11 protein-coding genes are annotated in these 12,356 nt (G+C 64.1%); 6 read left to right on the top strand and 5 right to left on the bottom strand.

Translation table 11 applies throughout. The features are described from left to right. Positions 1–123 precede the first annotated feature (123 nt). The 6 genes from ACAW63_RS15615 to ACAW63_RS15590 all read left to right on the top strand — a co-directional run bounded on the left by ACAW63_RS15615 (position 124) and on the right by ACAW63_RS15590 (position 6,960). Complete coding sequence (locus ACAW63_RS15615) at positions 124–942, top strand: pyruvate, water dikinase regulatory protein (protein WP_152222596.1); 819 nt, start codon at positions 124–126, stop codon at positions 940–942. A gap of 161 nt (positions 943–1,103) precedes the next feature. Further along, on the top strand, positions 1,104–2,699 hold the full coding sequence (locus tag ACAW63_RS15610; protein WP_371226590.1) for a DUF3300 domain-containing protein: 1,596 nt from the start codon (positions 1,104–1,106) through the stop codon (positions 2,697–2,699). 10 nt (positions 2,700–2,709) lie between these two features. Beyond that, complete coding sequence (locus ACAW63_RS15605) at positions 2,710–3,600, top strand: DUF2950 domain-containing protein (RefSeq protein ID WP_371226588.1); 891 nt, start codon at positions 2,710–2,712, stop codon at positions 3,598–3,600. A gap of 290 nt (positions 3,601–3,890) precedes the next feature. After that, a complete protein-coding gene (locus tag ACAW63_RS15600; RefSeq protein WP_371226586.1) occupies positions 3,891–4,430 on the top strand; it encodes an ATP-dependent zinc protease in 540 nt (179 codons plus the stop codon). Between the two features lie 4 nt (positions 4,431–4,434). Further along, positions 4,435–5,970 carry an inactive transglutaminase family protein gene (locus ACAW63_RS15595; protein WP_371226584.1) on the top strand — a complete coding sequence of 512 codons (1,536 nt, stop codon included), beginning with the start codon at positions 4,435–4,437 and terminating at the stop codon, positions 5,968–5,970. A 3-nt stretch (positions 5,971–5,973) separates the two neighbouring features. Next, positions 5,974–6,960: an alpha-L-glutamate ligase-like protein gene (locus ACAW63_RS15590; RefSeq protein ID WP_371226582.1), complete on the top strand. Its 987-nt coding sequence runs from the start codon at positions 5,974–5,976 to the stop codon at positions 6,958–6,960. A 91-nt stretch (positions 6,961–7,051) separates the two neighbouring features. On the opposite strand, the gene ACAW63_RS15585 is transcribed toward ACAW63_RS15590, so the two are convergent. From ACAW63_RS15585 to ACAW63_RS15565, 5 genes are all read right to left on the bottom strand, one after another. Next, positions 7,052–8,236 carry a MalM family protein gene (locus ACAW63_RS15585; RefSeq protein ID WP_371226580.1) on the bottom strand — a complete coding sequence of 395 codons (1,185 nt, stop codon included), beginning with the start codon at positions 8,234–8,236 and terminating at the stop codon, positions 7,052–7,054. Positions 8,237–8,247: 11 nt separating this feature from the next. Then, positions 8,248–9,846, bottom strand: a complete 1,599-nt coding sequence (locus ACAW63_RS15580) for an outer membrane protein transport protein (protein WP_371226578.1) — start codon at positions 9,844–9,846, stop codon at positions 8,248–8,250. Positions 9,847–9,864: 18 nt separating this feature from the next. Further along, the gene (locus ACAW63_RS15575) at positions 9,865–10,869 is read right to left on the bottom strand and encodes a transporter (protein ID WP_275607690.1); all 1,005 of its coding nucleotides are present in this window, start codon (positions 10,867–10,869) and stop codon (positions 9,865–9,867) included. A gap of 48 nt (positions 10,870–10,917) precedes the next feature. Continuing rightward, positions 10,918–11,679 (bottom strand): C39 family peptidase, encoded by a 762-nt coding sequence (locus ACAW63_RS15570; RefSeq protein WP_275607691.1) that lies wholly within the window; start codon positions 11,677–11,679, stop codon positions 10,918–10,920. Positions 11,680–11,753: 74 nt separating this feature from the next. Beyond that, entirely contained in the window at positions 11,754–12,212 is a 459-nt protein-coding gene (locus ACAW63_RS15565; protein WP_371226576.1) for a DUF6160 family protein, read from the bottom strand. Between the last annotated feature and the right edge of the window lie 144 nt (positions 12,213–12,356).

Here is a 12,356-nt window from a genome sequence, read left to right as displayed (position 1 = left end):
GGTGCGGCGCCACTCTTCTGGCCCGGGCCAGAAAAATGAGTAAGAATGCCCCGGCAAAGGGCCTTGCAAACGCGCGGCCTATCATAGCCAAGAAACGTTCCTACCTTAAGGCCCGCAGCGCATATGAAACGAACTGCATTCTTCATTTCCGATGGCACCGGCATCACTGCCGAAACCCTCGGCCAGAGCCTTCTTGCGCAGTTCGAGAACATCAATTTCGTCAAACTGACGCGACCTTACATCGATACCGAAGAAAAAGCGCGCGTCATGGTACAGCAAATCAACAACGCTGCCGAGGCGGACGGGGCACGCCCGATCATCTTCGATACCATCGTAAACCGCGAGATCCGTTCGGTCCTTGCGCAATCCAACGGTTTCATGATTGACATCTTCTCGACGTTTTTGTCCCCGCTCGAGCAAGAATTATCCGCCGACTCGTCGTATTCCGTCGGAAAATCCCACAGCATTGGCCACAACTCCAATTACATGGAGCGTATCGACGCGGTCAACTTCGCACTCGACAACGACGACGGCGCCCGCACCCACTACTACGACAAGGCCGACCTGATCCTGGTGGGCGTGTCGCGCTCCGGTAAGACCCCGACCTGCCTTTATATGGCGTTGCAGTACGGCATCCGCGCGGCGAACTACCCGCTGACCGAGGAAGACATGGAGCGCCTGCAACTGCCCAACGCGCTCAAGCCCTACAAGCACAAGCTGTTCGGCCTGACCATCGACCCCGACCGGCTGACCTCCATCCGCAACGAGCGCAAGCCCAACAGCCGCTACGCCAGCTTCGCCCAGTGCGAATTCGAGGTCCGCGAGGTGGAGAACCTGTTCCGCCGCGAAAACATCGCCTACATCAACTCGACGCATTTCTCGGTGGAAGAGATCTCCGCCAAGATCCTCGTCGAGAAAGGCGTGGAACGCCGGCTCAAGTAGCCTCCCAACTCTCGAAATTCCCTCAATCGACGGCCGGCATCCCCGGCCGTTAGTCTTTCGGCAGCCTCTCGCCAACCCGCCTATCATTCTGTAGACCCGAGATTTGCCCGTGGCGTTTTCGACGGGTCGGGCATTCCCCGGCACAGGCAAAGGAGAGCGCCATGCGCGAATGTCAGCACCTGATTCTGGCTGCCCTGCTGGCGTTGGCCGGCTGCGACAAGAGCGAGCCGCCCAACGCCAAGGTCACCACACCCCCAGCCGCCGGCCAACCCGCTGCCGCAACCCCAGCGACACCAGCCCCAACACCGGCAGCCGCGCCAGCGCCACCCGCCGCCCCGGCGACAGCAGCGCCTCCGGCAGCTCCGGCAAGTTCGTCTCAGGCCGTGTTCAGCACCGAAGAGCTCGACCAGATGCTTGCGCCGCTGGCGCTGTACCCGGACTCCCTGCTGGCACAGGTGCTGATGGCGACCACTTATCCGGGCAACGTGGCCGATGCAGCCGCCTGGACCAAGGCCCACCCCGGCCTGAGCGGCGACGAGGCCGTGAAGCAGGTTGCCAACCAGCCGTGGGACCCGAGCGTCCAGTCGCTGGTCGCCTTCCCTGTCGTATTGGCCACGCTGGAACAGGACCCGGCCTGGGTTCAACGCGTCGGCGACGCCTTCCTGGCGCAGCCCGACGCCGTGATGGATTCCGTCCAGCGCCTGCGCCGCCAGGCCCAGGCTGCCGGCAACCTGAAGTCCAATGAACAGCAGACCATCAGCATCAAGCCAGCGGCCCCGCCTCCGGCGCAGCCTGCCCCCGGCGGCGACACTGTGGTCGCGCAACAACCGGCGCCCTCGCAGACGATCGTCATCGAGCCGACCAACCCGCAGGTGGTCTACGTGCCCAGCTACAACCCCAATCAGGTCTACGGCACCTGGGCCTATCCCTCCAACCCGCCGACCTACTACCCGCCTCCGCCCCAATACCAGTACCCCGTCGCTACCGCGCTGGCCACCGGCCTGGCGTTCGGCGCGGGCATCGCCATCGTCAATTCGCTCTGGGGCGACTGCGACTGGGACGACCATGAGATCGATGTGGATGTCGAGCACTACAACAACTTCAACAGCAACCGGAACGTCAATCGCAACGTGAACCGCGAGTACAACGGCAACCGCGCCACCTGGCGCCATGATCCCACCTATCGCAATGGCGTGCCCTACCGGGACGCGGCCAGCCGCGAGCAGTACAACCGCCGGCTGGCAGGCGGCGAGCAACGCGAAGCATTGCGCGGCTTCGACTCCGCCCGCACCCAGGAACGTGCCCGGGCCCGCGAGAGCCTTGCCCAGCGCGGCATCGCCGCACCGGCGGTGAACAATGAGCAGGCCCGCGAACGCGCCCAGGCCGCCACCCGCGACCTGAGGGACAACCCGCAAGCCCGCGAGCGCGCACAGGCCGCCACTCGGGAACTGCGCAACAACCCCGACGCCCGTCAGCGCGCGCAAAGCGTTGCGCAAAACCGCGGCGTCCAGGCACAGCAACGGCCACGGGCGCAGAACAACTCGCAAATCCGCGAACAGGCCCGCCAGCAGCGCGCGAGAACCCAGGCGCCGCGCAACAATGCCTTCGTCGGAGCCAACAACCCGAGGCAATCCCGAGCGTTCTCCGAGCGCGGACAAGCCAGCCGCGCCGTCGCCAGCCGGCCTCAGGCCGCACGCGCCGGGCACACCGTACAACGTCCAGCCCGCGCGCTATCCGGCGGCGGACGGCGCCGATAGGAGACGAATCATGCATTTCGCATCGCGCCTACTGGCGCTCGCCCTCCTGGGCGCACTGCCCTGCAGCCTGCTGGCACAGGAAACCTTTCCCACGCCGGAAGCCGCCGCCGATGCCTTCGTCGCCGCGCTCGGCACCGAGAAGGCCGACCCGGAGCGCCTGACCGCCCTGCTCGGCAAGGACTGGCGTAGCTACATCCCGCCCGAAGGCATCGACCGGGAGGAAGTGGATGCCTTCCTCGCGCATTACAAGGACAAGCACCAGATCGAGAAAGACGGTCCCGGCCGCGCCCATCTTGTGGTCGGCAACGACCCATGGACGCTGCCCCTGCCGATCCTGCACGAGAAGCAGGGCTGGGCATTCAACGCCAAGGCGGGCGGCGAGGAAATTCGTGTCCGCCGCATCGGCCGCAACGAAGAGTCGGCGGTGAACGCGGTGCAGGCCTATCACGATGCACAGATGGACTTTGCCGAAGTCGACCGCAATGGCGACGGCATACTGGAATACGCCCAGAAGTTCGTCAGCAGCGATGGCCGCCACGACGGCCTGTACTGGCCGCAAGAGGAAGACGGCGAGGAAAGCCCGCTCGGTCCCCTGTTCGGCGACGAACTCCCGGACGGCGGCTGGCACGGCTATCACTTCCGGATACTCACCGCCCAGGGCCCCTCGGCCCCCGGCGGCGCCTATGACTACCTGATCGGCGGCAAGATGACCCGAGGCTTCGCCCTGATCGCCTGGCCGGTCCGTTATGGCGACACGGGCGTGATGAGCTTCATGATCAGCCACGACGGGGAGGTCTTCTCCAAGAACCTGGGCCCCAATGGCGACAAGATCGCCCTGAAGATGGCCCGCTTCGACCCCGACAGCAGCTGGAACGAAGTCAAGACCCCGGAACGCCCCTGAGCCCCCGGCGCCCGCCCGGTGACAGCCAGGCTGCCAAGGATCGTGAACGCGCGCATGGCGTCCTCGCACTGGCGTCAGGCGCGCGGGCCGGCCGCCCCACGCCGACAACAAATACCCTGCCAAGCGGCCAACCGACTGTCGCCACGTAAAAACCACATGGTAGAATTCGCCGCGCTATTGCCTGGCGTCCCTGGGCCCTGCCTGGTGGCAATCCGACCATGTTCAGGCGTGGGTGACGACCGGGACACCCACTATTCCAAGGCTTTGCGGCCACTCACTCATCAAGACCCATGAGACTCAAGCCCACTGCCCTGCTGCCCCTGAGCATTGTCCTGTTTTCCGGCTTCAGCGCCGCTGCCGGCAAGACCGTCTACGGTCTGAACGAGTACGCCCGCATCGACGACCTGAGCCTGGAACTGGCCGCCAAGCTCGACACCGGCGCCAAGACCGCCTCGCTCAGCGCCCGTGATATCAAGCGCTTCAAGCGCGACGGCGAGACCTGGGTACGTTTCTACCTGGCCACCGACACCGCCGACAGCCAGCCGATCGAAAAGCCCCTGGCCCGCATCAGCAAGATCAAGCGCCGTCATGGCGACTACGACCCTGACGAAGGCAAGGACTATACCGCCCGCCCGGTGATCGAGCTGGACGTCTGCATGGGCAAGGTTCGACGCACCATCGAAGTGAACCTTACCGACCGCAGCGCCTTCCAATACCCGCTTCTGATCGGCTCCGACGCGCTCAAGCGCTTCGGCGCCCTGGTCGACCCGAGCCTGAAATACGCTGCCGGCAAGCCCGGCTGCCAACCCGTAGCGAAACCTGCCGAGTAATCCCATGCGCTCTCTTACCCTGCATCTGAAGGTCCTGATCGCCATCCTGCTGACGCTGGGCGTCGCGATCACCGCCTACCAGATCTTCATCCTCGGCATCCCGATGACCGAGGCCGAGACCGACGACTTGTGGAACATCGACGCCAAGGTCGAATTCATCGCCACACCGAAGACGCCGGTGAAGGTGCAGATGTTCGTCCCGCCGTTGAGCCAGAACTACGTCAGCCTCAACGAGAGCTTCGTCTCCAACAACTACGGCGTAGGCATCAACCGCGCCGACGGCAACCGCAAGGTGACCTGGTCCTCGCGGCGCGCCAGCGGCCAGCAGACCCTCTATTACCGCCTGGTGCTGACCAAGCGCTACACCGGCGCCGCCGGCGAGAAGCCCAAGGAAAAGGGCCCGATCTTCCGTGACAGCCTGCCCCTGGAAGGCCCGGAAAAGATCGCCGCCGAAGCCCTGATCGCTCCCATCCGCCAGCATTCGGCGGACGTCGAGACCTTCGTCAGCGAAGCCATCAAGCGCGCCAACAACCTCAGCGACGACAACGTCAAGCTGCTGCTGGCCGGCGACACCAGCCTGGAAAAACGCTCCCATGTGGTCGAGACCCTGCTGGCCGTAGCCCATGTGCCGCTGGAACGCGTGCACACCATTCGCCTGGTGGCCAACCAGCCGCAACAGCCTGAGCTCTGGCTGCGCAGCTTCAACGGCAAGGAATGGCTGTACTTCAATCCGGAAACCGGCGAGCGCGGCCTGCCCGCCGACCGCCTGATCTGGTGGCTGGGCGATGAAAGCCTGCTGTCCATCGAAGGCGGCAAGAAGGCCCAGGTCAACTTCAGCCTCAACAGCAGCGAGATGAACGCCATCCGCCTGGCCAAGCTGTCGGACGAGAACACCGACGCGGCCTTCCTCGAGTACTCGCTGTACGGCCTGCCGCTGTCCACCCAGCAGACCTTCCAGATCATGATCATGATCCCGTTCGGCGTGCTGGTGATCCTGGTGCTGCGCAACCTGATCGGCATCCAGACCCTGGGTACCTTCACCCCCGTGCTGATCGCCCTCGCCTTCCGCGAAACCGGCCTGCAATGGGGTATCGGACTGTTCACCGTGATCACCGCGCTGGGCCTGTCGCTGCGCTCCTATCTCGAACACCTGAAGTTGCAGATGCTGCCACGCCTGTCGGTGGTGCTGACCTTCGTGGTGGTGATGATCGCCGCCATCAGCCTGCTCAGCCACAAGCTGGGCTTCGAGAGCGGCCTGTCGGTGGCGCTGTTCCCGATGGTGATCCTGACCATGAGCATCGAACGCCTGTCGATCACCTGGGAAGAACGCGGCGCCGCGCACGCCATGAAGGCCGCCATCGGCACCCTGGTCGCCGCCGCCCTGGCGCACATCCTGATGCGCATTCCGGAACTGGTGTACTTCGTGTTCACCTTCCCGGCCGTGCTGCTGATCCTGGTGGCGTTCATGCTGGCGATGGGTCGCTACCGCGGTTACCGCCTGACCGAACTGTTCCGCTTCAAAGCCTTCCTCAAGGACTAAGCCATGTTCGGCCTGATCAAGCGATGGAAAGCCCTGAGCGCCCTCGGCATCATGGGCATCAACCGGCGCAACGCGGACTACGTGCTCAAGTACAACCAGCGGCACCTGTACCCGATCGTCGACGACAAGATCATCACCAAGCAGCGCGCGATCGAGGCGGGCATCCACGTACCGGAAATGTACGGGATCATCTCCACCGAGAAGGAGATCGAGCGCCTGCCAGAGATCATCGGCGACCGTAACGACTTCGTGATCAAGCCCGCGCAAGGCGCCGGCGGCGACGGCATCCTGGTGATCGCCGACCGCTTCGAGGGCCGCTACAAGACGGTCTCCGGGCGGATCATCAGCCACGAGGAAATCGAGCACCAGCTGTCGAGCATCCTCACCGGCCTGTACTCCCTGGGTGGTCACCGCGACCGCGCGCTGATCGAGTACCGCGTAACGCCCGACCAGATCTTCAAGAGCATCAGCTACGAAGGCGTGCCGGACATCCGTATCATCGTGCTGATGGGCTACCCGGTGATGGCGATGCTGCGCCTGCCGACCCGCCAGTCCAACGGCAAGGCCAACCTGCACCAGGGCGCCATCGGCGTGGGTGTGGACCTGGCCACCGGCCAGACCCTGCGCGGCACCTGGCTGAACAACAAGATCAGCAAGCACCCCGACACCACCAACGCGGTGGACGGCGTGCAACTGCCCAACTGGAACGGCTTCATGAAGCTCGCCGCCGGCTGCTATGAGCTTTGCGGCCTGGGCTACATCGGCGTGGACATGGTGCTGGACCAGGACAAGGGCCCGCTGATCCTCGAACTGAACGCCCGCCCCGGCCTGAACATCCAGATCGCCAACGACTGCGGCCTGACCCTGCGCACCCATGCCGTGGAGGCGCACATCGCCGAGATGGAAGCCAGGGGTGTGAAGGAGACCGTGGAGGAGCGCGTGCGCTTCGCCCAGGAGCTGTTCGGACACGTGACGCCGAAGGAAGTCTGAAGCGCCCTGCCCCATGAAAAAGCCCGGCGATTGCCGGGCTTTTTCATGGGGCAAGATATAACTCCTGCGAAGAGCAATCCGTCGCGCCGGATCAGCGCACCACCGCCAGTTCGAACCCGCCCTGGTCGCCATGTTCGCGCACCTTCATCCCCGCCTCGTTCACCGCCAGGTTTTCCAACGGGCGCTTGTAGGGCTTGTTGTCGAGGGTCTGCAGGCTGCGATCTTCATCCGTGGTGAGCAGCAGCACGTAACGCTCGCCCTGGTTGGCGCGCACCGGCACCGTGCCCTCGATGAAGGCATAGCGGTACCAGGTTTCCGGGTTGAGCTTGTACACCGCATCGCTCACCAGCCGGGTCGGGCGCTTGCGTTCGTCGAGGAACAGCAGCGACGGGTACACCACCTGGTGGTTGGCGAAGCTGCGCACGCGCAGGCCGTAGACCCGTTGCGAACTGGGCAGTTTCATCGCCACGAAGTAGCTCTTGCCCATGGGGAAGTCGAAGCTCGGGGAAAACTTGTTCAGCTCTTCGTAGCGCGGCTCTTCGGCGCTCAGCTCGGTGAAATCGCCATCGGCCATCTGCTCGCAGCAGCGGCGCTGCAGGTCCTGGTAGAGATCGTCGAGGGTCTTGCCGCTGCCCTTGAGCAGCGCCTTCATGGCGTCGGTCTGCTCGCCGCTGCCATCCAGGCCGGGCAGGTCCGCCGGGCGCGACTTGAACTCGATCTGCCGCCCCTCGGTATAGGCGACCTTGCTGCTGCCCTGCTCGCCCCGGCGGAAGGCTTCGGCCCGCTGTTCGGCGCTGATCGGCGAGTTGTGCATGCGGCCCTGTTCATCGACCCAGGTGTAGTACGGGTTGCCGTTCTCGCTGCGGACGAAACCCTTGTCCTCGTAGGCCTCGGCATCGATGTATTCGGAAGAATGGTCGCCGTTGGGCAGCACGTAGTCGGCACGGCCCGGCGGCACCTGACCGGCGGCATAGAAACTGTTCTGCAGGTTGCCCTGGGCATCGACCCAGGTGAAGTAACGGCGCTTGCTCTCCCCGGTCGGCTGCGCGCCCGGCCACTGGGTGCCGGACGTGTCGAGCTGGCGCGCCCGGTCGCTCTGGTCGATGCGCTTGTCGGCCTGGCGTTGCTGCTGGCTGAAGCTGGCGTCGACGAAGGTGTTGTGCACCTGGCCGTTGTCGTCCACCCAGGACAGGTAGCGCCCGCTGGCGGCCTGCATCGCCGGGGCAGCCAGTCCGGCGGCGATCAGGCAGCCCGTCAGCAGAGTCCGCTTGCCCATGTCCGAAGCCCTCAGAAAGTCGTCCGATACGTCATGGCGAAGATATAGGCCTTCACCGTGGTGCTGACGTCAAGCCCCGCATAGGGGTTGTAGACCAGGTTGTCGATGCCGGTGCAGTTCAGGTTGCAGCTGCTGCCGGCCTTGATGCTCTGCTTGGAGACGAAATAGTTGAAGCCCAGGTCGATCACCGTGTCCTTGTCCCACTGGTAACCCAGGCCCAGGCCGTAGAGGTCGGCGTCACCGATCGGCACCAGGGCGTCGGCCTTGTCCTTGGGGATCGCCGAAGGACGGTACTCGTAGCCGGCGCGCAGTTGCAGGCGATCGTTGACGTCGTACTGCATGCCCATGGCGTAGCTCCAGGTGTCCTGGTAACCGCGGTCGAGGATGATGCTGTGGTCGGTGGCGCCATTGGGCGCGAAGTTCTTGGCGATGCGCAGCAGGTCGAGTTCCTTGTCGAACTCGATCTCCAGCTTGTTCCAGTCGCTGTAGTCGGTCCACTTCAGGTCGAAGTTGAACTGCCACTTGTCGAACGGGCGCAGCTTGATGCCGGTGGAGAAGCTGTCCGGGTTGACCATGTTCAGCGTCGCCACGCCGTGCTCCTCGTCGGCGTTGCCGTAGGGGAACAGGGGGCTCAGGAAGGCGCCGAAGATCGAGCTCTGCAGGCCCGACCAGAAGCCTTGCCAGTCCTGGCTGTAGTCCACCCGGTACTTGCCCTTGAGGTGCATGCGCGACTCGCTCTGGTAGGTCGCGCCCCAGGCGAACCAGTCACGGGGCTCCCAGAGGACGCCGAGGTTGAAGCTCGGCGAGAGGCTCTGCTGCATGTCCAGCTTCAGGTTGGCCAGCGAATCGTAGGGACCGATGCGGCCGCCGCAGACGTTGAACACCAGCTCGACGATTTCCTGCGCCCCCGGCACGCAGGTGGTGTCGTGCAAGGTCTGCAACAGGCCGGTGAGCAGGCCGGGGTTGCGGAAGTCGGTATCCAGGGCCATCGCCTGGTGCGAGAAACCTATCGACAGGCCCACCGACAGGTCGTCGTTGACCTCGTAGCCCAGCGAGGGCGAGAAGTAGGTGATGCGTTGCAGCGATACCCGGCGCCCTTCGTAGCGCGCCGGATCGCTGTCGGAGTCGCGCGAGTAGCCCAGCGCCTGGGGCGCATAGACGTTGGTGGCGAAGGTGAACTTCGAGCCCGGCGGGTTGATCGACAGCCCCGCCAGCGGTGCCACCAGCAACGGCATGTCGGTCATCCCGCCCAGGCCAGGCAGGTACATGGTCGGCGTCAGGGTACGGCTGCTGCTGTTGGCCACCGGGTCGTCATCGAGACCGAAGGCGGCATCCCCATAGTTGGGCGGTGCCTTGAAGTCGGCGCGGATGTCCATCACCCCGGTGACCAGCTTGAGCTGGGTCTGCCGGCCCTTGAGCTTGGTCAGTGCGGCAGGGTTGTAGTGCACCGCGTCGATGCCGGTGGAATCGGCGGTGACGGCGTTGGCCATGGCCATGGCCTTGGGGTTGCCGATGGTCAGATCGTTGGCCAGCTGGGCCCCAGCCAGCGACGACCAGCCAAGACTCACCCCTGCCATCGCCAACGCGAATGGCGAAATGCGCATTGTCATGTGGTGTTCGCTCGTCGGTTACTGGGCTTTGAGGCCTTGGATATCCAGGGGAAGGGAAAGCCCCAGCAGTACATCCGGCGAGTCTTCGGTCAGACCGAAACCGGCGTTCACGTTGACGATGTAGTCGGGTGACGTTCGAAGGCCGAGCGAGAAGTTCATGATCGCGCTGGTCTGCTCGGGTGCCTCCACCGTCCGGTCGTTGAAGTAGTACTTGTTCTTCATCGAGTAGGCCATCTGGTAGGAGGTGGCGAGCGAGACGTCGTAGGACAGCGCGTAGGCCATGCCCATGGCGAAGTTGATGGTATCGCCGGGCACCACCTTCTCCAGTTCTTCGCCGTACTGGGCCTGGTGGATGTCGTCGACCTGCATGTTGTAGGTGTAACCGAGCGAGCCGTAGAGCACGACCGGGTCGATCACGTAGGAGGTGTTGGCGCCCACGCCCAGGCTGTAGTAGCCGTTGCCGGTGGAGACGTCCTTCTCGACATCCATGTCGTAGGGGCTGTCGCCGGTGGGCAGGCCGAGGGTGGCGTAGAGCGTGGTGACCGGGCGTCCGCGGCGCGACTCCCAGGGCTGCCAGCGCAGGGTCGCGGAGATGTCACCCAGGCTGTAGGCATGGATGTCGCGTTCGGTGTCGTACTTGGCCACGAACGGCAGGCGCATGCTGAAGGTCAGGTTGTCCCAGATGCCGTAGTCGAAGGTGAAGGAGTTGGTGAAGGTGTGCTGCGCCTCGCTCTGCGCCAGCACGCTGTAGACGTTTTGACCGGAGCGCACGGCCTGGATGCGGGTATCGCGCATCAGCGAGTAATCGAAACCGTAGGTGAGCTGGCGCTCACCCTTCTTGAGCAGGGTGTAGCTCTTCTCGGTGGCCTGGAACACCTGCTCCAGCGCCTTGGCGCTGTCGGCATCGCTGTCCTTCTTGGCCAGCGCATCGCGCGCGTCCTCGGACGTCGCCTCTTCCGCAACGGCGGCGGTACTGACCAGCAAAGCCAGAGCGGCAACGCACGCAAACCCCTTCAAATTCATGTTGCTATCCCCTGGTCTTGTTCTTATTCGTACGGGCCGATCAGGCAATCATTTGCGGCGGATGTACTGGACATCCCCGCCGGAAGCGGCCTCCCCGATCTGGTTCTGGGTGAACTTGCTCATCTCCGGGAACTCCCGGAACGCCAGCAGGCTGACGGTGCGGTCATCCACCAGGCGCAGGTCGGTGTCCTGCAGCGCCAGGGCATTCCTGGGCTCCTGGCCACTGGGGTAGATGACGAACAGGACGTTCTGGTCCCAGATATCCTCGAAACGGGCGCGGGTGAAACTGATGTTGCCCAAGGCAGGATCGGCAACGAAAACGTGGTCGTTATAGACATCACGGACCACGACGAAATGCTTGAAGCCGGCATAGTGGATCGGCACCAGCGCCGGGTGTTCGAGCGAGTCCAGGTCGGAGAACTCGGCACGGAAACCGCCACTCTTGTAGCCGAGTGCGGCGGCATAGCGCTTCATGTCCAGAAGCGAGAATCCACGGCGCTGGACGATCTTGTCGGCCTCGCCGTACTTGATCAGGCCCTCCATGACCTGACGCTCTTCCAGGTTGCGTCCCAGGTAGTAGTCCAGCAGCGTGGTCAGCGCCGCCGAGCCACAGCTATAGTCATAGGCCTGATGGATGACGTTGCGGAACTGCACCTGGCTCATCGGCTCAAGCTGCACCGACTCGCGGAACGGGCCGTTGGGCGTGAGCGGCTGCGAGATGTTCACTGTGCCCTGCTGTTGCGGCTTGGTGTCCACGGCCTGGGTAAATCCGAACAGGCCCAGCAGGCTTCCCAGCAATATCTCGAACATCCACTCCTCCTCGATCGGGAAAAGCCTTGCCGGCTGGACGCCGGCAAGACCCGTCTGGAACTACAAGCGGTCGATCAGTGACCCCAGATGCGAACCTGAGAACCAGCCAGGTTCAGGTTGGAAACGGTCAGCGAGCCGATGCTGGCGCCGGTGGAGCCCACCTTGACGGCATCGACGGTGACGTTGCCGGTGATGGAGGGCAGACCCAGTTGCAGTTGCTGGGTGGCAACGGCGGTGGTGCCGCCCAGCGGCTTGACGTCGTTGGTAACGACGTCAACGGTCATCGGGGCGTCGTCGCTGATGGTGACGCTCGGCAGGTGGATGCCTTCGAGCACCAGGGAACCGCCCTTGGTATCGGCGTCGGTGTAGGTGACCGCACCGATCTGTGCGTTGAAGGTACCGGCGATGCTGATGCCGTCCTGGCCGGTCACACCGGACAGAGCAGCGTCATCCATGGATTGCATGTCGGCATGTGCCAGGAACGGAGTAGCCAGAACTGCGCTTGCAAGAACCAGTTGCTTGATTTTTTTCATTGTTATTTCTCTCCAGTGTTCAGGTGGGTTGCCCCAGGCACTGCAAGGGGCGTCCTGCCCCGCTGCAGGTCGGCCGGCTACGCCGGCCCTCCAGACCCACGACTGCTTCCCTAGGCGCCGTGGGCATGGATTCGTGAAGCACCA

The sequence above is a fragment of the Pseudomonas sp. QE6 genome, from assembly GCF_041379005.1.
Classification (GTDB): domain Bacteria; phylum Pseudomonadota; class Gammaproteobacteria; order Pseudomonadales; family Pseudomonadaceae; genus Pseudomonas.
Note: the sequence above shows the minus strand (reverse complement) of the source record. Positions and strands in the feature narration are given on the sequence as shown.

Coding starts and splice junctions, on each gene's coding strand:
- ACAW63_RS15615 (WP_152222596.1), top strand. CDS start 124: ATGAAACGAACTGCATTCTTCATTTCCGATGGCACCGGCATCACTGCC.
- ACAW63_RS15610 (WP_371226590.1), top strand. CDS start 1,104: ATGCGCGAATGTCAGCACCTGATTCTGGCTGCCCTGCTGGCGTTGGCC.
- ACAW63_RS15605 (WP_371226588.1), top strand. CDS start 2,710: ATGCATTTCGCATCGCGCCTACTGGCGCTCGCCCTCCTGGGCGCACTG.
- ACAW63_RS15600 (WP_371226586.1), top strand. CDS start 3,891: ATGAGACTCAAGCCCACTGCCCTGCTGCCCCTGAGCATTGTCCTGTTT.
- ACAW63_RS15595 (WP_371226584.1), top strand. CDS start 4,435: ATGCGCTCTCTTACCCTGCATCTGAAGGTCCTGATCGCCATCCTGCTG.
- ACAW63_RS15590 (WP_371226582.1), top strand. CDS start 5,974: ATGTTCGGCCTGATCAAGCGATGGAAAGCCCTGAGCGCCCTCGGCATC.
- ACAW63_RS15585 (WP_371226580.1), bottom strand. CDS start 8,236: ATGGGCAAGCGGACTCTGCTGACGGGCTGCCTGATCGCCGCCGGACTG.
- ACAW63_RS15580 (WP_371226578.1), bottom strand. CDS start 9,846: ATGACAATGCGCATTTCGCCATTCGCGTTGGCGATGGCAGGGGTGAGT.
- ACAW63_RS15575 (WP_275607690.1), bottom strand. CDS start 10,869: ATGAATTTGAAGGGGTTTGCGTGCGTTGCCGCTCTGGCTTTGCTGGTC.
- ACAW63_RS15570 (WP_275607691.1), bottom strand. CDS start 11,679: ATGTTCGAGATATTGCTGGGAAGCCTGCTGGGCCTGTTCGGATTTACC.
- ACAW63_RS15565 (WP_371226576.1), bottom strand. CDS start 12,212: ATGAAAAAAATCAAGCAACTGGTTCTTGCAAGCGCAGTTCTGGCTACT.